Annotated in this window: 15 protein-coding genes; 4 read left to right on the top strand and 11 right to left on the bottom strand. The window is 42.5% G+C overall.

Annotated features, from left to right (window positions below):
- Positions 1 to 2: 2 nt before the first annotated feature.
- The 3 genes from IW644_RS17440 to IW644_RS17430 all read right to left on the bottom strand — a co-directional run bounded on the left by IW644_RS17440 (position 3) and on the right by IW644_RS17430 (position 5,022).
- The gene (locus tag IW644_RS17440) at positions 3 to 695 is read right to left on the bottom strand and encodes a response regulator (protein ID WP_131094908.1); all 693 of its coding nucleotides are present in this window, start codon (positions 693 to 695) and stop codon (positions 3 to 5) included.
- A complete protein-coding gene (locus tag IW644_RS17435) occupies positions 692 to 1,693 on the bottom strand; it encodes a sensor histidine kinase (protein ID WP_269918657.1) in 1,002 nt (333 codons plus the stop codon). Before IW644_RS17435 ends, IW644_RS17440 begins: the two co-directional genes overlap by 4 nt.
- 158 nt (positions 1,694 to 1,851) lie before the next feature.
- A complete protein-coding gene (locus IW644_RS17430; protein ID WP_269918656.1) occupies positions 1,852 to 5,022 on the bottom strand; it encodes a TonB-dependent receptor in 3,171 nt (1,056 codons plus the stop codon).
- Between the two features lie 661 nt (positions 5,023 to 5,683).
- Between IW644_RS17430 and IW644_RS17425 the strand changes: the two genes are divergently transcribed.
- Positions 5,684 to 8,836, top strand: a complete 3,153-nt coding sequence (locus tag IW644_RS17425; protein ID WP_269918655.1) for a TonB-dependent receptor — start codon at positions 5,684 to 5,686, stop codon at positions 8,834 to 8,836.
- Between the two features lie 216 nt (positions 8,837 to 9,052).
- Here IW644_RS17425 and IW644_RS17420 read toward each other — a convergent pair whose 3' ends face one another.
- Complete coding sequence (locus tag IW644_RS17420; protein ID WP_269918654.1) at positions 9,053 to 10,024, bottom strand: tyrosine-type recombinase/integrase; 972 nt, start codon at positions 10,022 to 10,024, stop codon at positions 9,053 to 9,055.
- 161 nt (positions 10,025 to 10,185) lie between these two features.
- On the opposite strand from IW644_RS17420, the gene IW644_RS17415 reads away from it, so the two are divergent.
- Together IW644_RS17415 and IW644_RS17410 are read left to right on the top strand one after the other, a co-directional pair.
- Positions 10,186 to 10,809, top strand: coding sequence for a hypothetical protein (locus IW644_RS17415; RefSeq protein WP_131094912.1), 624 nt, complete (start codon positions 10,186 to 10,188; stop codon positions 10,807 to 10,809).
- A complete protein-coding gene (locus tag IW644_RS17410) occupies positions 10,799 to 11,170 on the top strand; it encodes a hypothetical protein (protein ID WP_269918653.1) in 372 nt (123 codons plus the stop codon). Before IW644_RS17415 ends, IW644_RS17410 begins: the two co-directional genes overlap by 11 nt.
- Before the next feature lie 816 nt (positions 11,171 to 11,986).
- Here IW644_RS17410 and IW644_RS17405 read toward each other — a convergent pair.
- The 7 genes from IW644_RS17405 to IW644_RS17375 form a co-directional block, all read right to left on the bottom strand.
- Positions 11,987 to 15,094 carry an efflux RND transporter permease subunit gene (locus tag IW644_RS17405; protein ID WP_269918652.1) on the bottom strand — a complete coding sequence of 1,036 codons (3,108 nt, stop codon included), beginning with the start codon at positions 15,092 to 15,094 and terminating at the stop codon, positions 11,987 to 11,989.
- 60 nt (positions 15,095 to 15,154) lie between these two features.
- On the bottom strand, positions 15,155 to 16,084 hold the full coding sequence (locus IW644_RS17400) for an efflux RND transporter periplasmic adaptor subunit (protein WP_269918651.1): 930 nt from the start codon (positions 16,082 to 16,084) through the stop codon (positions 15,155 to 15,157).
- Positions 16,077 to 17,474: a TolC family protein gene (locus IW644_RS17395; RefSeq protein WP_269918650.1), complete on the bottom strand. Its 1,398-nt coding sequence runs from the start codon at positions 17,472 to 17,474 to the stop codon at positions 16,077 to 16,079. The genes IW644_RS17400 and IW644_RS17395 overlap by 8 nt, the downstream gene beginning before the upstream one ends.
- A gap of 72 nt (positions 17,475 to 17,546) precedes the next feature.
- Positions 17,547 to 17,924 carry a hypothetical protein gene (locus tag IW644_RS17390; protein ID WP_014951214.1) on the bottom strand — a complete coding sequence of 126 codons (378 nt, stop codon included), beginning with the start codon at positions 17,922 to 17,924 and terminating at the stop codon, positions 17,547 to 17,549.
- A gap of 19 nt (positions 17,925 to 17,943) precedes the next feature.
- A complete protein-coding gene (locus IW644_RS17385) occupies positions 17,944 to 18,843 on the bottom strand; it encodes a cation diffusion facilitator family transporter (RefSeq protein WP_014951213.1) in 900 nt (299 codons plus the stop codon).
- Positions 18,830 to 19,195, bottom strand: coding sequence for a DUF3703 domain-containing protein (locus IW644_RS17380; RefSeq protein WP_014951212.1), 366 nt, complete (start codon positions 19,193 to 19,195; stop codon positions 18,830 to 18,832). The genes IW644_RS17385 and IW644_RS17380 overlap by 14 nt, the downstream gene beginning before the upstream one ends.
- Entirely contained in the window at positions 19,192 to 19,818 is a 627-nt protein-coding gene (locus tag IW644_RS17375) for a cation transporter (protein WP_014951211.1), read from the bottom strand. Before IW644_RS17375 ends, IW644_RS17380 begins: the two co-directional genes overlap by 4 nt.
- A 79-nt stretch (positions 19,819 to 19,897) precedes the next feature.
- Between IW644_RS17375 and cadR the strand changes: the two genes are divergently transcribed.
- Positions 19,898 to 20,320 carry a Cd(II)/Pb(II)-responsive transcriptional regulator gene (gene cadR / locus IW644_RS17370; protein WP_014951210.1) on the top strand — a complete coding sequence of 141 codons (423 nt, stop codon included), beginning with the start codon at positions 19,898 to 19,900 and terminating at the stop codon, positions 20,318 to 20,320.
- The last annotated feature ends 81 nt before the right edge of the window (positions 20,321 to 20,401 follow it).

Raw genomic sequence — 20,401 nt, 5'->3', positions numbered from 1 at the left:
ATTTACTCCGTGTGACTGACGAGGAAGCGATATCCGTTCCCTGCAGAAGTCTCAATCGAAAAACAATTTGAATTTAGAGCAGAAAGTTTTTTCCTAACGTGACTGACCAGAATTCTTACGTAATGTGTGTCTTCGCTATTATAATTACCCCAAATAGAGCGAATGAGTGTTTGTTGGTTAACAAAGACCCCGACTTCCCGTGTTAAAAGGTCGATAAGGTGCAGTTCTTTTGGGGTGAGTGAGATGTCTATGTTGCCTAGTGATATTAATCCGCTATCCAGGTCAATTGTTAGGTTCTGTATCTTTCTACGTCGTTCCGCGGTAGGAATGACGGGGGTAATATCCCTTAGAAGAACTCGAATGCGTGCTATCAATTCTTTTATACTGAAAGGCTTGCTAACGTAGTCGTTAGCTCCAGCCATCAACATACCTACTTTGTCATCTTCTGAATGTCTAGCGGATAAAATTAGAACAGGCACGCTACTTGTGCGTCTAATTCTAGCTAGAATTTCTTTACCGTCGCCATCGGGAAGGCCAAGATCCAATATTATCAGTTCTGGCTTTTCTTTAAGCGCTGTGATGAGTCCGTCTTTAACATTAGATGTTTCAAGGGGCTTAAACCCCTCGGCCTTCAGGGCAATACATATCATTCTGCGAATGTTTGCGTCATCTTCAACAATAAGGATTTTGTTCATGACGATTTTTCACTTAGGTTTGGGATGGAAATAATTGCACGACAACCTGGCGCTAAGTTTTCGAGTATTAGCCTACCTTTGTGCGCCTCTGCTATACCTTGGGCGACGTTTAGCCCTAAACCAATTCCTCCAGTACCGACATCACCATCTCTTGATGAAGAAAAAAGCATAAACGGGCGTTGTGTGTCGCCATCTTTAAGCCCAATACCACTGTCTTCTACAATTATATTTGTGTATTTCGAATCGCTTTTTACTTTTACAAGCACTTCTTGTTCGCTAAATTTAAGTGCGTTATCGATGACATTAAACATAGCTTGTTCTAAAAGTGGGCCGCTTGCATAAATTTGACGAAGATGCCCCGAAAAGCTAGTCACAATACGAGGATTGCTAAAGCGAGTTAATACGTTTTCAATCAGCGAGTTTATTGAAATTCGCTCTCGCCCGGCTATCAACAGATCGTTTTGAATACGCGTAGCTTGCAAAATATTCTCTATGTAAGCATGTAATCTTTTGCTTTCGACAATACTCCCCTTTATCAAATCTCGCTTATCGTTTTCGGGAAGCGAGTGATAGTAGGTATCTAAGGTTTCCATGGAGCCGATTATTGTTGATAAAGGGGTGCGTAGATCGTGAGAAACTGACCTTAGCACGTTTGCTTGGAGTTGTGCTTTGCGAAGAGCGGTTTGCTGTCTCTTGTAAAAAGAAGAGAACTCACTGGCTAATACAGCCACCACGAGAAACGTCGCTATATTTATTACATCGTCAACATCGCTCATTCGTACCGAATAAAATGGCGCGGTAAATAAAAAGTTAAAGCTTATAGCACCTATAATGGCCGCTACTAGTCCATTCATACGTGAAAACAGAATGGAGCAAGTTACTGCACCCAACTGGAGTATGAGTAAAGTTCCTCCAATAGGTAAAAACCAATTTCTTAACAGCAAACAAATAAGTGTAAAAATCACCATTATGCCTACGGTTATGATGCCATCTCGCATTGGATGAAGCGCCCCGCTAAAAATAAAAGGTCTTACAGAAATGTATCAAGGCTGATAAGAAAATACGCGTAAAAATTGCGTAAAAAATGGGAGTGACTGGTAGAAGCAACAGGGACAGGCGAGTACATTGCGCACTCGCCCACCAATTATTAAATCAATTAGAATCTGTAGTTGACTGCTAACTGATAGATACGACCTGTATAGGTTAGGCGACTAATAGCACGCTCGTCTGTTCCTAAGAACTCTTCACCAATCTCATCCGTTAAGTTGAAAGCACGAAGGAATAATTTAGTCTTCTCGTTAAGTGCATAAGAACCAACGAAATCTAAACGTCCAATCGCTTTTCTGGTACGTGCATTGGTACCTAGGAACGAGTTTGCACCTCTAAGAGTTTGATCGTCACGCCAGTTATAAGACAAGCGTAAGCTTATACCGTCGTTTTCCCAATACGTAATCACATTGAACGATTCAGGCGAAACACGTGTTAACTCAACTTCGCTGCCTTCTTGGTCTAAACTTGTATAGTTAAATACGCCACCGAAGCCGTTCCATGGGTAGGGTAGGAAATCTAGTTTTTGCTGGATTGCAACTTCGTAACCTTCAACAGTGATGGTGTCAGAAACATTGATTGGAGCGACAATGTTTACTTCCCTCAAGTTTTCATTTCCATCATCATCAATGATAGGTGTTGTCTGAATACAGCCAAACTCTCGACCATTGGTCCCTGGGGTACGTTCAATATCGCCAAGTAGTCTATCGACAATTGGGTTTGTACCTGGGTCAGGGCAGAAACCTTGCTCAGAATCAAACAAGTTTGTAATGTCTTTCTTAAAATAACCTACAGAAATTGCACTACCTTCGCGGTTATACCATTCTAATGAAATGTCGTAGTTTTTTGCCTCGTAAGGACGTACTGTCGCGGTCGGCAGGTCTAGACGAACTGTTTGGTTACCGCCCCTTAGCGCTGCGGTTGGGCGCTGAGCAAGCAGATTTGGACGAACAATGCCTTCATAGTAAGCAGCTCTTAACAATACATCATCATGAACCTCGAAGGTGATGTTTGCCATAGGAAGCGTATGTTGATAATCATCCTCAAACGTGACTGGCGCCGCTACGCCGTTACGACCGCGTTCGTCAACTTGAGTTTCAAAACCGTCAAAGGTGTTATCTGTTTGTACATGGCGTACACCAATGTTCCCGCGATAGGGTATTGAGCCCAATTCGCCACCAAAATCAGACATGACGTACATTGCCAAAATGTCTTGCTCTGCATCGAAATTAAAGCCTAAGTTAGTTGGCAAACCGCTGTTTCTATCTTGTTGGTCCCAAAAACCAGTCCTATTGCGTACTAACCCTGGAAATGGTGTGCTGAAAGAAGTTGCAGTTGGAATATTATTTACGTCAGTTTCAATACCTTGTTGAAGCATTTGCAGAGCTAAAGCATTATCGATGGTTAACCATCCCGAAGTATTATCGAACGTGCCTGGAATATTACCGCCGAAATAATCATTTTGCTGTGACGATAAGGTGTTGTCGGTCAGGAACGCATCAGAGATATTACTTGTATCAATGCCTGCCAAGCTTTGTCTCTGGTCAATACTTTCTAAAGACTCTCGTGAGAATCGCGCACCGAACTTGATAGTTTCAAAATTAAGTTTATCACCTAAGCCGAAGTCTACAAATCGTTCTGCATTGAATTCAGCGCTGCTCAATTCGCGCGATAGATCGCGGACACGCCCCGTCACTCTGAAAGATAAGCGACGACCTTGGTTTGCATCAGAAACAGAGTTAATGCTTGAAGAGCTTAGATTTGGAACTTGCCATACTAAGTCATTGTAAACGTACGGTTGATCATACTGTCCTTGAACAACAATATTATCTAGATTCCCGTTACCTGAATCAATTGTACCATTGAATCCTGTTGGTACACTATCTACGCCAGTTCGACGACCGTCAGCGTCCGTAAAGTTGAATGAATCACGCCAATCCTGATTCGACAAGAATGTATAGCCGACGTTCTGAAACTGATTACTTGCTTCAGAGTGTGTGATTTTGCCATCAAACGCCCAATCTTCTGTGAAATAATCTGCATAAAGAATAATACCTTCGGTTTTTTCTCTAAAGGTAGTTTCGCGATTTTCATTTTGGAGTGACCCGTTAGTGAAGTCGTATTTAGATACTGCATAAACTAACGGGGCTCCCTCTTCGTCTGCCGTTCGGTCATAGGCAAACGGTGCTGTATCCATATCTAAAGTAACACGTGCGTCAAAGTTATCTCTGTCACGGCGACGGGTATTAAAACCGGGACTGATTGTTGTAGCTTCTTTGGTACCTGATGCCAAGTCTCGTTCTGAATAAAGTAAATGAGCACCAAGTTTAAAGTTTTCGTTTACACGATATTCGATGTTTCCTGAGAAAGAAATACGGTCACCATCGCTGTACTCACTAACATTTCGACCTCGAGCTGGCGCGGTAAGCTGCGCGTCCTCTTCCAATCCCCACTTTTCGCGATACTCTGCGATATTAGTTGCGCGAACATCACCATCTACGGTGTCAACAGAAGTGTAGTCTATAATATCGAATGTATCGCGTCTGAATGTTTGGCCTGAACCAGCGAGTTTAAATGCAACACCCAGCTTATTGTCAATTAGGTGCTTTACACCTGATATTCTGAAGTTAGGGTCAACGTTTTCCGTTAGATCTTCATAACGTCCACCTAAACTTATAGAAGCTGTTCCATCTCGCTTAGAAAGAGCCTGTTGCAACTGTTGATCTACCGTACCCGCTATACCGCCAGCTTGCATATCCGCTGTTGGGCTCTTTACTACAGTAACGCCATCAAAAATACTTGCTTCAAAAGCAGCAAACGGGTTTGGTTCCCCGACTGAGTTAATGTTGTTGGCGCCAGAAGGTGTAGCAAAAGACTGTCCAAATGCCGTTGTTTTAACGAAACCACTACCTAAACCACGAAGGCTGATTGTACTTTGTCTTCCTTCCTCGTCAGAGTTCAACTGAACACCAGGTATCGCCTGCAGCGCTTCACCAAAATCTAATGCTGGCAAAGCATCGATATCGGTAGCAGAAATTGCATCGACAATAGATGCAGCATTGCGTTTGGTGTTAAGGGCATTTTCAAGTGACGCTCTTACACCCGATACTTCAATAACTTCTACATCGTCATCAATCTGATTTTTCTCAGTACTCTGCTGTGCGTTATTGACTGCAGTATTAACCTCTTGAGCTAGCAGTGTAGGAGAGCTAATGGTTAATAATAGTGCAGCTGTGTTGCCCAACAGCTTTCTATTAATATTTGATCTTGTGTTTTGCATCGACCTAGTCTCTTGGTTGTGTGATTTAAGTGTGTGTCTCTTAAAAGTCTTGTAAAAGATTTGTGAAGCAATATTAACCGTACAAAACAATCAAAACAAGTCATAAAGCATCATTTTCATTTATTTTGACTTTATTGGGCGTTTAGAGGTGTGCGAGACATGACTAAACAACGCAGTTCCAGGCGCATTTCTGATATGCGTATATTCTTTAGTCTATAAAAGATAGATGGATTTGTACGACACGTAGTCGACCTTTTCCCTATCTAGTTACCGTGTTGATATTAATATCCATAAAAGCAAGTGTTGTTGCGCATTTGTTAACAAATTAAGCCTATGTCTAATAGACCGCTGGTGATTATAAATGCTTATATGTTCCCGGATATTAACAGGTGGCTTAATAAGTTAAGTTAGCACAATAAATATCGATAAACTATTTACGTCATACATTTCAATTGATTACGAGACTATCGGACAGGTCTGGTACTTTTTAAATTACCTTGAACAACCTTGCTTGTGTAAAAAAAGACCCAAAATGATTGAAAATGACTTGATCTTGAGCGGTGGGGTGTTAATGTTATGTTAATTCGTATTTAATAAAAATTGAATATTGCGAATTTATGAACAGAAAGCACATTACAAACTAATCTTTAAGGTAAAACCGATGGCTACTAAAAAACACTCTAAATCGGCATTTAAAGTCAAAGCTATAATGGTTGGTTCAGCCGCTGCGCTCATGATGGTAAGTTCACCAACTCTACTGGCGCAAGAGGTTAAGAATGCACTGGATAGCGCGAAATCTACACAAGATACCAAAGCCAATGAGGTTGATGAAGCAGATGTAGAAATTATTGAAGTATCAGGGTTTAGGGGAGCTTTAGAGCAGTCTCTGTTTACCAAAAGAGCGGCGGATTCTGTGGTAGATGCCATTTCAGCGTCCGATATGGAATTACTTCCAGCTTTAGATTTAGGTGAAGCGCTTCAATCATTGCCTGGTATTCAGTTAAATCGTGATAGCGGAAGTCGCGACGGTGAAATTAGTCTTCGAGGCCTGCCCGGTAGTTTCGTTCAAACTACTGCTGGTGGACAATCAATAGCGACTCCTAGTCGAAGTGCTGGTGCAGCGGGCGCTGCTAATCCATTTGGCGCGTTTGAAGCAGGTATATTTGACGGCGTAAATGTAATAAAAAGTCCAACAGCCGATCTACAAGCGGGTGGTATTGCAGGAATAGTAGACCTTAAATTCCAAAGAGCATTAAGCAAGAAAGATGGTTTTTTGAAAGTAGACTTAGGAACTCGTTATGAAGATTTGTCTGACGAGTTCAATACTACTTATCGGTTTCAAGGTGTTAAACACTTTATGGACGGTCGTCTAGGTATCGCTATCAAGGCAGCCGGTTCTGAGCAAAATTATCGCCGTGATACTGTAAATTTCTCACAATATACCGACTTGGTCACTTTCAACCAAGAAACAGGCGAGCAAACGGGTGTTAGGCCCGTTATAAGTGAAGAAGCTATTGACGCCTATCGCGCTCAGCATGGGTTAGAAGATAACTCTCAAATACGTGTCATTTCTCGTGCGGGTCAAGCGGCAGAAGTGAGAAATGGTGACCGTCATTCTGGAGCGGTAAACATTGAGTTTAAGGCTACAGATAATCTTAAACTCGGATTAGATTACATCTACACCAAGCGAACGCTTGATCAAAGCAATTTAGAAGACTCGCAATTTCTGTTGCGTCGACAAGCCGATAACGCCCAGCAGCAAGTCACGTTATTGGGTGCGCCTTCTGCTTCGGGGTTCGCTGGACCCGGTGAACCTCAAACCTATACTGTTGGCCATGCCAGTATTACCAACGTGAATTGGCAACCGGCTAATCGTTTATTCCAGTTTACGGAAGACGCTAAAGGTCTCTTCTTATATGGCGACTATGTAAAAGAAGATTGGAAGATAGACGCTAAGTTTTCTAAGTCAGAATCAGAAAACTTTTTTATCAATGAAGGCCTTGATGTACGCCATCTCGTTGATGGAGCTAGACAACGTTACAATCCTACAGGCGTTGATATCGAAATTAATACAGGCAATGGTGATTTGGGACAGGCATTAATCAATGTGCTAGACCCATCTGCTCTGAACTCTTTCTCTTACGACGGTAATTGGAGAGCACCTAGTATTTCACAATTTAATAGCGGACTTGATCGTGCTGTTAATGACGATAGACGCGTTGATTTCTATGTGAATGGTCGAGTTGATAACCCTATTCGCGAAATGGATTCAGGTGAACTAAATATATTACGGTATACCGATCTCGGGTTTAAAGATGTTTTTCGTTTAGATTCTGTGAAAGGCGGTTATCGATATCAGACTGAAGAACTTATCAATAACGACCTTCGTATAGGAGCTGGTGGCATAAATGTCGACGCATTAAATGCAGAAAACTTATTCGGTGATGCTAAGTTGTTTGTTGAAACGCAAGGAGAATTCTTCAATGGGAATTTCCCTGGGGCCTTTGGTCCTGATACGGGCTGGCTAACTATTAATTCAGAGAGTCTTCGCCCTCTACTCCAAGAAGGAATTCTAGACCGTTTGCCCGAGGCACAGCTTGCTTCACCTACAGGTTGGGCTATAAGAGAAGCTGGCGGAAGAAACCAATTCTATGCTCGTAACTTTAGTACGACGCAAGATATTGATGCAGCATATATCATGGGTAATTTCAGTGGTAATCTGGGTCGCGTTTTTTACTCAGGTAACCTAGGTTTGCGAAGAATTGAAACGAACAACGAATTTGTCGGAGCATTTGTTGACGCAGACAATGTTCTTCAGACGCGTACATCAGCAAATAGCTACACCCATAATTTGCCATCGTGGAACATTAAGTTTGAGTTAACTGATGATGTTATTTTGCGTATGGCGGGATACGAAGCTCTTGTTAGGCCTAATCTTCGCAGTCAAAACCCAACGACGATTATCACGCCGAGTGAGAACGATGATGGTGATGTGACTGGGGTGCGCGTTGACTTACCATCTTCCGACGTAGAACCGTATACTGCTGATAACTTTGATGTGTCTTTAGAGTGGTATAACCGAGAAGGCAGTGCTATTTCAATTGGCTTTTTTGAGAAAGAAATTACTGGCTTATTCGGACGTGAACCAATTTGTGGTGATGATATTCCAAGTGATATTAGCGAAGGCTTATTTGGTCCTACAGGCCTTGTTGAAGGCAGTGGGACGGGGGGCTTAGAGTGTCGTGAGCTATCACCCTTCACCGATTCTCAAGGGAATGTTAATGAAGATGGTCGCCGTATCACTGTAAATCGTTCAATAAATACAGATGGTTCTATCAAGGTGTCGGGTTATGAAGTCGCAGTACAGCAGAAACTCGATTTCTTGCCTTATCCATGGAATGGTTTCGGTGGTGTTGTTAACTATACTAAGATTAATACTGATGAATCTGATGATGGAACTACGCTTCTAAGAGTTTCGCCTGAGTCCTACAACATAGTGGGATATTGGGAAAATGACGGTATAAGTATTCGCCTTTCCTATAACTGGCGTGATGCACAGCAACTATCGCAGAATATTATTCTTGATGGTACTAACAGCGCCTTCCTAGGAACTGATGCACGATTTGAAACGAGCAGAGGCCGTTTAGATATGGCTGTAAATTACCGTTATAACAGTAACTTAAGGTTTGATTTCCGAGCATTTAACTTAACTGAAGATCAAGGTTATGAGTATATTGGCGGGAACGAAGATGCGGTTAACCGCATTCGTTACGCCGGCCGTACTTACAGCTTCAACGTAGGATATACATTTTAAGGTAAGCGTTTAACACAAACGGTTGTGTGTGCCAAAGGTCAAGCATGTAAAAGTGTTTGGCCTTTTTTAATATTTTAGGTGAATAAACTAAAACCCTCGACTTAGTGTTCCCTTGGAAAGTTTTAGCATTTTTAAAAGGGGATGGGCGTAACGATACGTTAGTAAATGCATGTCATTATCAGACTGCGCCTTTCTAATTAGTGAACTCCGCTCTGACTACCGAACTTTCGCCATTCCAGTTTTTCCGGCCTGATACTGTTTTGCATAACGAATAGCCATAGTTTCGTTTTTCCAGTTGCCTGAAAGAACTATTTCTGCCATAGGTACATTGGCTTCCATCATAGTGAGCACACCCCCAGTGCGTGTGCTGTGACATGTAAACTTACCATCAGCATTTAATGTTACACCTATCGCTTCATACCGTTTCAACAGTGCTTGATATTGCATAGGCGCTTCTTGGATCGTTTGCTTTGGGGATAACTTCCTAAAAATGAACCCTTCAGAAATCTGCGCTTTTTCAAGCCACTTCTTAAGCAACGAGGACGTTTCATTAGAAAAGAAACCAAAGTGTCCATCACCTAGTTGGTCGGTTTTCGAGCGAGGTGCGAATACGGTTCTTGCTTGCCAATCGATATGCTTAACTTCAATGGCCAATATATTCGATGCTCGAAATAAGGTATCAATAGCCAAGTTGATCAAAACTGCATCGCGTAACCCCAGTAGAGAGTCGGTATCAACAGCACAACTTGCTTCGCGAACGTGGTGTAGTTTTAGAGGTTTTGCCTGCTTCTGTACGGAAGGCTTTTCTTTTAGTTTGCCGTTTACATATCTATTAAATAACTTTGAATGCTTCCAAGGATCTGGCAATTCGCTAACTCCTATAAAAAAGCGTATTGCAGCGAGTTTACGTTTAATAGTGTGATGTTTTAGCTCTGTGATCATTAGACCATCAAAGAATGCCTGACATGATCGCTTTGTTATTTTCCAGTCACTTGCTAGAGCTGGTAATTCGTTTTTACGGCAAAATTGTAGGTATTGGTTAAAATCTGATTGATATGCTTTACGAGTATTAAACGACATCGTTTCCCATACAGAATCGCGCAACTCTGTCAGGTTTTCTACAACGCTTATTTTATGTTCGTTGTTAAGAGCGAAGTCGTTCTGAGATAGAGAAAGTGTCTTAGTCATTTCATTATTCGATATAACTTTAATTATCTATAATAATAAAATAGCACAACAAAGAGAGTAAATAAAGCGTTACATATAACGCTTGCACAAAATAACAATAGTAGGGTAGCTACAGTCGTGATATAAAAGCGTTATAAGTAACGCAAACGCAGGGCAGGGTAGTGAGCAACGATACGGTTTGGCAGGAATATATAGAAAATAATTTTGATAAATTCATTTCATCTTTAAAAAGCGACGATTTTATAAGTGGCGAAAAAGAAATTATAAGCGATGAAGATATTAATTTTTTAGAGCCTAAAAAGACTTATGATTGCCTTAGAAAAATAATTACTCAAGATGCCATTAAAAAGCTTCAAAATAGATTTAGAGCGCACAAACACAGAGAAAAAAGAGGAATAAAAAATCTTCAATTAAAATCACATTCTCTTAATATGCTTGATAAGTTTAAAGCGCAGGTGGGCGCCGACACATTGGAAGAGGCGATAGACTTTTTATTGTCACCGGACTATCGCGAGTATGAACACGATGTGGACCTGGCTAAGCAGCGGTTAGGCGAAGGAAACTTTGATAGCACCGAATTGATGCTCGACAGCTTTACCAAAAGACTGAAAAACTACGACAGAGAGCGCTTATCGTTAATGATCGCGCTGGCGTTCAACGAAGGCTGGAGAGCTGCAAAGCAAACAAAAAAGCGTACCGGCAATCCCCGCCAAGAAGCGCTCAACCAGTCAGACTTATATAACAGCGTAGTGAAATTAATAGCAAGGAGTAATAATGTTGATTGAAGATAACACATGGAAAATTTTTGCGCCCTACAACATATTGGTGTCGCTTAGAGGGCTAATGGACGAAGTCTGTAACCAGATTGTCGAATATAGAAACAGCGTGCCCATTGTGCCAGTACTGTGCCTGCCTACAGCCGCTAAGGAAATATCGCTGACACCGCTCATTATGCAATCTGCCTACCATCTACAGAGAAATGACAAGGCGGTCTTTTATCCAGTATCGGAGCTGACCGCTACACGAAATAAAAATGAATCAAAGGGGCGCATTGATATAGGTCTATTCAGTAAGAGACACGCCACTTTTATTGAATGCAAAGCTGTAAGAACCAGCGCAACCAACAACAACAACAATAGAATTTAAAAGGCGTTAAACAAAGCAACGGATCAGCTTCTCGATATAGATATGGAGACACTGCTATTCAATTCACCAAAAGATACAATTAGTAATATTCGTGCGAATAACAAGCTTATACCAATGGTCGCAATCAATGTGACATGCGATAAGAATAGGGTAGAAGATCGAGACAGTCTATTTTTGAAAAAAGTAGAATCAATTCGTGATGGTTTCCGAAATTCAATGATAGTACAGGTCAGATATAAGCCGCACTTTATTCGTTATAATGGTGACATTGATGTAAAAGTTGAGGATAGAAAGCTAATGTCTATTGGTCATGTTTTTATTTTAAAAGAAGTTTTCAAAAGCTAAATTTGGTGAGTCTCAACTTGTTCTGACATTTTAGATAATAGAAAGGTATCAATTACGAAGGGCTGTTGTTTACGTGAAGTAGAAGTTTGCACTCTGGGGGACAGAGGTCGGCTATGAGTAAAGCGGACATTGACCACAACCAATGCGCTGGTCCGCTTCAGACAAACAGCAGACGTTCAGGGCTCTCTGCTCTTGATTCCGATATTTACCATAAGCGGAAGTTAATATGCTTTATTCTGACTGACTCTTCAGTGGCATAAAGCAGTTATTCAGACCACAATAGTCCACAGGATGCGCCTCCAAAAGCCGAATGTTGAATATTACAATTGATAACCAACCCTACAACTCCAAATTTTTATTACAAAGCGATTTACGAGCCACCTCCCCATTTTGTCAAAAGAAGTCGAATGATCGTCATGGGGGTAAGTAAATCCGGGGCATTGATTTATAAACCCAAATGCCCCAGTGCTGCTAATTCACCTTATAGTGAACGAGTCTATAGAGTACAGGTAGTACAACCAGAGTTAACAAGGTAGAGGATATGATCCCACCAATGACCACCGTTGCCAGAGGTCGCTGCACCTCTGCGCCAGTACCTACGTTAAGCGCCATGGGCACGAAACCAAGACTCGCCACTAACGCTGTCATCAGCACTGGCCGCAAGCGAGTCATTGCACCATCAATAATCGAGTTTACCAACTCGCCAGTCTCTTCCATCCTCTGCCTGATAAAAGACAGCATTACCAGACCATTCAATACAGCAATACCAGAGAGCGCGATAAAACCAATCCCTGCCGATATTGAAAGAGGCATATCTCTGATCCAAAGAGCAAAGATGCCGCCAGTTAATGCCAAAGGGACGCCTGTGAAAATTATCAAGGCGTCTTTGACTGAGCCAAATGCAATCACAAGTAATGCAAGGATCAGGAAAAGCGTTGCGGGCACAACCAAGCTCAGTCGTTGACTTGCACTTTCCAATTGCTCAAACGTTCCACCATAACTTATCCAATAACCACTCGGCAGTGCCACATTGGCTGCGATTTGCTCTTTAGCATCATTGACAAAAGAGCCTAAATCACGATCTCTCACATTTGCTGTGACGACGATACGGCGTTTTGCGTTTTCTCGACTTATTTGACTGGGTATATTGGTATATTCAAGCTCAGCCACCTCGGCGATTGGCACATACTCACCATCATTGGTCATGATGGGTATATTTCCCAGCGCTTCTAAATCATTGCGAATCTCTTCAGGATAACGAACAACAATCTCAAAGCGTCTGTCGCCTTCAAATACCAAACCAGCTTCTTTGCCGCCAACTGATGCACTTAACCACGTTTGCAAGTCAGTTACGTCTAAGTTGTAACGCGCCAGCGCATAAGGCTTCGGGTTCACCGTGAAGATGGGGATCTCATCTACTTGTTCTACTCGTGCATCAGCAGCGCCCGGAATATCTTGTAATACGGATAAAACATCACCAGCTGAATCCCGCAGCTTATCCAGATCATCACCATATATCTTGATCCCTAAATCTGCCCTAACGCCACTAATTAATTCGTTAAAGCGCATCTGTATAGGTTGCGTAAACTCATAGTTATTGCCGGGTACATTTTGAAGATCCCTCTCCAATTGCTCGACAAATTCCGTTTTCGATAATGCAGGGTTTGGCCATTCATCAATTGGTTTTAGCATTACAAAAGTGTCAGTGACGTTGGGTGGCATAGCATCAGTAGCCACCTCAGCAGTACCCGTTTTAGCAAATACGGTGTTTACCTGTGGGTATTGCATAATGACCTGTTCAAGCCGTTTTTGCATATCGACAGCTTGTTCAATTCCTGTGCCGGGCACTCTCATTGCATGAAGGGCTATGTCACCCTCATCTAGTTGCGGCACAAATTCAGAACCTAGGCGCATCCCAAACCAAACACTGATAACTACGAGTAATGTTGCTGCACCTACTACCAACCATCGTAATTTTAATGCCCACTCCAGTACAGGGCGGTAAACTGATTTAGCCCCAGTGATTATTGGACTCGCTTTTTCACTGACTTTGCCTGACATAAACATAGCAACAGCTGCGGGCACAATGGTGATTGAAAATACCATTGCCGCTAGCAATGCCAATATTACGGTAGCCGCCATTGGGTGAAACATCTTCCCTTCGACACCTGTTAAGCTAAAGATAGGAATGTACACAATCGTGATTATCATCACGCCAAATAGACTTGGGCGTATCACCTCATTCGTTGCCTCAAATACGACTTCCAGCCGTTCTTTAAGAGGCAGTATTGCACCCGTTCGCCGCTGCGATTCACTTAATCGCCTAATACAGTTCTCGACGATAATAACCGCTCCGTCAACAATCAGTCCAAAGTCTAACGCACCTAAGCTCATTAGGTTCGCGCTAACGCCCGTTTGTACCATGCCTATTATTGTGGCAAGCATGGCAAGTGGGATGACAGCGGCGGTGATAATTGCTGCCCGTATATTGCCCAGCAATAAAAATAAGACAACAATAACGAGTAGTGCGCCTTCAACAAGGTTTTTTTGTACTGTATTGGTGGCTTTATCCACGAGCGTAGTGCGATCGTATACACTTTGGATAATTACGCCCTCTGGCAGGCTTGCTTGGATTTCATCCACTTTATCAGCCACGTCTAGCGCAACAGCTCGGCTATTTTCGCCTATTAGCATCATAGCTGTGCCCAACACCGTCTCTTGACCTTCTCGTGTTGCAGCGCCCGTTCTAAGCTCCTTACCGATGGCGACCTCTGCAATGTCACTTACCGTGACGGGAGATCGGTTTGTAAGCGTTACCACCACGTTACCGATGTCCTCAACGCTCGAAAGTCTCGCTTGTGAACGTACTAGTATTTGCTGGCCGTTGCGTTCAATGTACCCAGCGCCCTGATTAGCGTTATTTCGATTTAATGCCCGCAATAAATCGTCAGTACTAACGCCGTAATTAAGCATAAGTTGAGGATTAGGCTTCACATGATACTGTTTGGTAAACCCCCCAATAGCATTAACCTCTGTTACCCCTTTCACCAAGGCCAGTTGAGGTTTCACCACCCAATCGTGTAACTCTCGAAGCGCCATTGCATCAAATTTTCTGCCATCGACAGTTACTGTGCCGGGCTTCGCGCTAAGCGTGTACATGTAAATTTCACCCAAACCTGTGGCAATCGGCCCCATCTTAGGCTCAATACCATCGGGCAATTGGCTTTTGATAATGCCTAGCCGTTCGTTTATGAGGTTTCTGGCAAAATAGAGATCCGTGCCTTCTTCAAAAACGGCCGTCACTTGTGATAAGCCATAGCGCGATAGTGAACGTGTGTAGTCCAAGTTTGGTAATCCTGCCAAAGCGTTTTCTACCAAAAAGGTGATACGTTGTTCAGTTTCAAGCGGTGAATAACCTTCTGCTTGTGTGTTGATTTGTACCTGAACGTTGGTGATATCGGGTACGGCATCAATAGGCAGCTTTTGATAACTGAATAGGCCTAATCCAATCACCAAAAAGGAAAGCATCAGAAAAATACCGCGCTTTTCGATTGCGGTACGAATAATGGAAACTAGCATCTTAAACCTCCCTTAGAACTACACGCCATTTGACAGGGAAATATCAGTTGTAGTGAGGCATTAATGATCATGGCCTGCCTCCGATTTTTCCAAATCTGCTTTAATTATGTAGCTATTGGAAGCCACGACGCGTTCGCCTGCTTCAAGGCCACTGATAACCTCGATATAGTGACCATCTGAGACACCAAGCTCTACCGCTCTGGGCGCATACTCATCACCCTCAACCACAAAAACAACTTGTTTGGCTTCATACTCTTGCACAGAAGATAGAGGAACCGAATGACTTACTGGCTTAGTTGACGTCGTAACTTGTGCTTTGACCAGCGTACCGAGTGGCCAATATCCAGTACTATTATCGACAGCTACATTGGCAAGAGAGTGTGGATTGCCATCAGCTGAAGGCGTAATATATGCAATCTTGGAGGTTTGGTTGAAACCTGCGTGGCTTAGTTCAACTGACTGTCCAACCTTGATGCTGCTAAGCATTTGTGAAAAAACGGTCAGCTGTGCCCATACGTTTTTATAGTTAGCTAACGAAAAAAGTACTTGCCCGTTTGATAACTCACCATTATTCGCATGTCGCGCAATCACATTGCCATCAAAAGGTGACGTGATGGAATAACTTTTTAAACTCTCATTGGACTCAACAACCGCTAAAATATCACCTTTCTTAACGGAATCGCCAATGTTGACTTTTACATCTTTAATAACACCGTCAAACCGTGCTCTTATATGACTTAATGAGGCGGGGTCTGCACTAATTCGCCCATAAAGCGTACTCGTTAACGCAATATCGCGTGCGAGCACGGGAGTTGCAGAAATACCATTCTGAATTGCTGTTTCATTGCTCATTCTTACGACTTCACCTGCGTGATTGTCTTGATCGCTGGAACTTACATCACTGTGTTTACCTCCTGCGATTGCGGTTAGGCTATAAAGGCTAAGGGTGAAGATAGAAATAAGTACTTTTTGTATTGTGAATTTATTCATAATCATGACTTCTTATCGAAATGTTAGATGACTGCTGCCAATTGCTTTTGTGACTTGGGTGAAATGAGTCATCATTGTGCTCATTCGTCAGCGCGAGACCTGTGAGTGTTTCAATTTCTGTTTTGCTTAAGTGAACTTGAGACGCTGCCTCTATTAATGTCAGCCGGGTTGTCAGAAATTCTTGTCGAGTAGTTACCCATTCCAAGTAGCTGAAACGGCCCTCCAAATAGGCGTTCTCGACTAAATCTAACGCGCCCTTTAACGGAGGAATCACCTTGCGCTGAAGTGTGTCAATCTCTAGCAATGCTCGTGTATGTTCGCCTAACGCTTGATTAACTGAATGTAATAGGCTTCGAACGTTGCTTTGTCTTTGCTGCTCTATTGCGTCAAGACGTGCCCTGTTTGCTTCATATTCACCAAGGTTTCGTTCTTTTTGAAACAATGGAACGCTTACTCCGGCAACCAGTGCTGTTTCATCAATACCTTGCATTCTGCGAAGCCCCGCTGACCACTCAATATCAGCGCGGTTATTCGCTTGCACTAAACGAAGCTGCGCCGCTTGCACACGGCTTTGTTTAGCGTATAGGTCAATGTGAGGGCTATTTTGGATTGCGACTGCCAGCGCATCAAACGACTCAATCTTATTAAAAGCAAAAAGATCGCCTTCCACACGCTTAAAGCTCGGTACCTGCTCCCCCCACATGATGGATAAACTGCGCAAGGCAAACGTTAGGTCCTGTTGAGCTAGATTAACATCGAGCTTTGCTTGGGCCAGCGCAGCTTGGGCACGTTTTTGTTCTAACAAGGGGGACGCGCCTGCTTCAACGCGTTTCGTTACGGCATTCAATGTATAAAGTGCAAGTGCCTCTGCATCTTTTATGACGTCTAAGTTCGCCTGCAATACGAGTACTTTGATGTAACGACGATTAAGCTCACCGAGGATATCTAAGGTGAGTATTCGCTTTTCAACATCTTGCTGTATTCTTCGTTCAGAGAGTACATTCAACCTTGCTGCTGGCTTATCATTGAGCTGTAACACTGATGATAATGTCAAGGTAACTTCAAACTCTTTGAGACCTGATACCTCGCCAGTTCCCAAAAAGTTCTCTAATTCAACCCCTGCATTCAATGCGGGTTTAAGCGCCGCCGTTTTTGACTCTCCGTCTATAACACGTTGTTTAAATTTAAACTCATACAGACTTGGATTATTGGCAAGTGTTAGTCTAATAGCGTCCTCAAGAGTCAGCGTTTCTCGTATGGGCGCTTGGACACTTTTGTCTACAAATCTGTTGGTTTTCGCCGCATGAGCGGTCGGTGGACTGAGTAATAAGCCCAGTATGCAACTGCACACAATGGCAGATGCATGCCCGAAAATAGGAAACATTTTCATTGGAATATCCTAATAATTTATCAATATTTAGCATCGCGAGTGTTATCAGCGCGGTGCTATCGAAAAAACGTACTAGGAAGTAATTTTGGGGGGGCGAAGTAAGCGGTTAATAGGTGCGTCAATTACCGCATCTAAATAGTTGAAATTGTGGACTGAAACCACTGTTTTCAGACTGTTGATATGACTCTGACTGACCCATTGTGCATGTGTGCCATGGCAGTGGCCGCAATGGTGACAATCAGCAGGATTGTGGTGCTCTGTACTTACTTTATCACTGGTTTCATTGGCAGACAGCTCAGACTGCACTTGCTCGTGCTCAGAATGCTTATGCTCGTGTTGCAAGTGCTGAATGTCTATTGCATGAAAATCTAACGAATTCGCCACAGCAGAAAACGACTGAAAGAGTATCAGCGAGATCACGATGTAACTTATGCGTTTTAGATTTTTCATGTATGAAAGGTTACCAAGCCTAATTCACTTCGTCACGACATTGTTCATTAGCAAACTCCAGCTCAACTGTCGTATGTTCAAATTTATACTTTTCTAACGAACTGTGTATGTTTTCTTTGAGTGATTGGAGGTGCTCAAGACTGACATCTTCATCAAGAACAAGATGGACCGTCATTACGTTACGCTCACCGTCTAGAGACCAAATATGAAAATGATGAAGATCACTTACCTTATCGTTTGCCAGTAAATCGCTTCGAATCTTTGAAAGCTGTTCTTCATCGGGCGTTGCTTGCAAAAACAGCATTAGGGTTTCTTTGAGATTGCGGAACACATTGAAAAGGATGAACAAAGTAAAGCCAATGGATAAGATTGGATCTAAAATAGGCCAAGGCTTAAACATTAAGACGATGGACACGATAAATACTGCTACCCAACCAAGCACATCTTCCAGCAAATGCCAGTTGAGGACTCGCTCATTTAATGAGTCTCCCTCACTCAGTTTATAAGCCGCAAAGCCGTTTACTGCCATCCCAAAGATAGACAATAAAACCATCCCTTCAACTTGGGGCATTTCAGGCTCAGCCAAACGAGGTATCGCTTCAAGCAATATCCAAATGGAGCCTACCGTCAGCACAATACCGTTAATCAATGCACCGAGTAAGGAAAATCTTTTGTAGCCGTATGAGAATGTTTGATTAGAATCTTTATCGCTAAGCTTGTTTAATCCCCACGCTGTACCAATGGAAAGACTATCACCCAAATCGTGCACTGCGTCAGCCATAATAGCGGTGCTGTTGGTAAGCCATCCACCAATGAATTCAATAACAGTGAACACCACATTTAAGAAAAACGCCCATCCAATACGTTTAGACGCGTCGGTTGAATTCTCTTGCGAGTGTGAATGGTTATGACTGTGCATTTCTAATTTTTTCCAATATGGCTTTGTTTTCGGGTGAAATAGACATTGACTTGAATGGACTCACGTTTGCCCCACCAGTATTGCCCTCAGGCAATAAGCCAATTGGAGTTTTAGTCAGCGCACCTAGCATTCTAAAAATTTGTCCAAATATCTCTTTAAGGTCGCGGCGTTCTATTCCAAATTTAAGCATTTCATAATGCACTCGTGTGTGGTGGTATGTTGAGTGCTGACCGATGACATGAGCATCCTCTAAGGCCTTAAATCCTGCTTTATTGTCATTGTTCGAAAGGGATTGATGCGCGGCGCTCAGTTTTTGAAGTATGTAAGGTTTTGCTGCTTGAGTGAAATTCATACGATCTCTCCATTCGTCGAGCTGTTTTCACGGAATTCCTGTCTGGCGTCTTTTAGAATTAAGACTGCGCCTCGTAACACAACGATAGACACAATAAAACCTATGACCAAATCAGGCCAACGAGTATCGAATAGATAAACCATCACACCCGCCAATATCACTCCTATGTTTGCAATGACGTCGTTTGCCGAGAATATCCAACTTGCTCGCATATGCACCTCGCCATTTTTTTGTTTTCTGATTATCGCCAAACATATAACGTTAGCGATAAGTGCAACACCGCCCATGCCCATCATAAGCATAGATTCAGGCCCACTTCCAAAGGTTGCGCGACGAGCTATGTCAAACAAAATTAATAGGCCTAATGCCAATTGAAAATATCCACTTACCTTTGCAGCATTGGCTTTGTGAACAATTGTTTTCCCTACTGCATATATACCAACACCGTAAACGACTGCGTCAGCCAACATATCAAGGGAGTCTGCAATAAGTGCTGTTGAGTCAGCGAGTAACCCTACACTCATTTCAATGATAAACATCACAGCATTGATGCCCAATAGCCAGTAGAGAACTGCCTTTTGTTCTTGGTCTTTTATCTCAATTTCGCACCCACAACCACTCATAAAAACACTCGCTTTACTCACCTATAACGCGAGTGTAAACTCTATACTTGGTATAGAGTCAAGCTTTAGGCAAGTTAAAATGAAAATTGGGCTTCTGGCAGCTAAGACAGGGTTAAGTATTCAGACAATTCGTTTTTATGAGCGTAAATCACTATTGGCTGCACCTGAGCGAACGGCATCGAATTATCGAAGCTACTCTGAAGATGCACTGAAGCAGTTATTGTTTATAAAGCAATGTCGCGCATTAGATATGACAATCGAGGAAATTAAATTAGTACTGGAAACCCGAGCAAACCCAGAGAATAGCTGCGAAAACGTTAATACTACAATAGATAAGCATGTTGACGATATCGAACATCGGATAGCTGAATTAAAAGTACTACAAGAAACACTGATTTCAATTCGTTCTGCTTGCGATCATGATAAGAAGGTTAAAGAGTGCGGGGTATTGCATCAATTAGATAGCATTGCAGAAGTGTGTTCTTCTAGTACGGAGAATTAGTCTCGAATTATCAGTTTTATGTTGGAGCTTTGTCATAGGTATTCGGCTAAAGCAGCCATTCAATTTTTATTAGTAGCATGA

The sequence above is a fragment of the Alteromonas sp. PRIM-21 genome (assembly GCF_027563165.1).
Classification (GTDB): Bacteria; Pseudomonadota; Gammaproteobacteria; order Enterobacterales; family Alteromonadaceae; genus Alteromonas; species Alteromonas macleodii_A.
Note: the sequence above shows the minus strand (reverse complement) of the source record. Positions and strands in the feature narration are given on the sequence as shown.

Bases quoted from the DNA above. Each gene is read 5' to 3' on its own strand.
- IW644_RS17430 (WP_269918656.1), bottom strand. From the start codon at position 5,022: ATGCAAAACACAAGATCAAATATTAATAGAAAGCTGTTGGGCAACACA.
- IW644_RS17380 (WP_014951212.1), bottom strand. From the start codon at position 19,195: ATGAATTTCACTCAAGCAGCAAAACCTTACATACTTCAAAAACTGAGC.
- IW644_RS17375 (WP_014951211.1), bottom strand. From the start codon at position 19,818: ATGAGTGGTTGTGGGTGCGAAATTGAGATAAAAGACCAAGAACAAAAG.
- IW644_RS17390 (WP_014951214.1), bottom strand. From the start codon at position 17,924: ATGAAAAATCTAAAACGCATAAGTTACATCGTGATCTCGCTGATACTC.
- IW644_RS17435 (WP_269918657.1), bottom strand. From the start codon at position 1,693: ATGCGAGATGGCATCATAACCGTAGGCATAATGGTGATTTTTACACTT.
- IW644_RS17425 (WP_269918655.1), top strand. From the start codon at position 5,684: ATGGCTACTAAAAAACACTCTAAATCGGCATTTAAAGTCAAAGCTATA.
- IW644_RS17440 (WP_131094908.1), bottom strand. From the start codon at position 695: ATGAACAAAATCCTTATTGTTGAAGATGACGCAAACATTCGCAGAATG.
- IW644_RS17400 (WP_269918651.1), bottom strand. From the start codon at position 16,084: ATGAATAAATTCACAATACAAAAAGTACTTATTTCTATCTTCACCCTT.
- IW644_RS17410 (WP_269918653.1), top strand. From the start codon at position 10,799: ATGTTGATTGAAGATAACACATGGAAAATTTTTGCGCCCTACAACATA.
- cadR (WP_014951210.1), top strand. From the start codon at position 19,898: ATGAAAATTGGGCTTCTGGCAGCTAAGACAGGGTTAAGTATTCAGACA.
- IW644_RS17420 (WP_269918654.1), bottom strand. From the start codon at position 10,024: ATGACTAAGACACTTTCTCTATCTCAGAACGACTTCGCTCTTAACAAC.
- IW644_RS17385 (WP_014951213.1), bottom strand. From the start codon at position 18,843: ATGCACAGTCATAACCATTCACACTCGCAAGAGAATTCAACCGACGCG.
- IW644_RS17395 (WP_269918650.1), bottom strand. From the start codon at position 17,474: ATGAAAATGTTTCCTATTTTCGGGCATGCATCTGCCATTGTGTGCAGT.
- IW644_RS17405 (WP_269918652.1), bottom strand. From the start codon at position 15,094: ATGCTAGTTTCCATTATTCGTACCGCAATCGAAAAGCGCGGTATTTTT.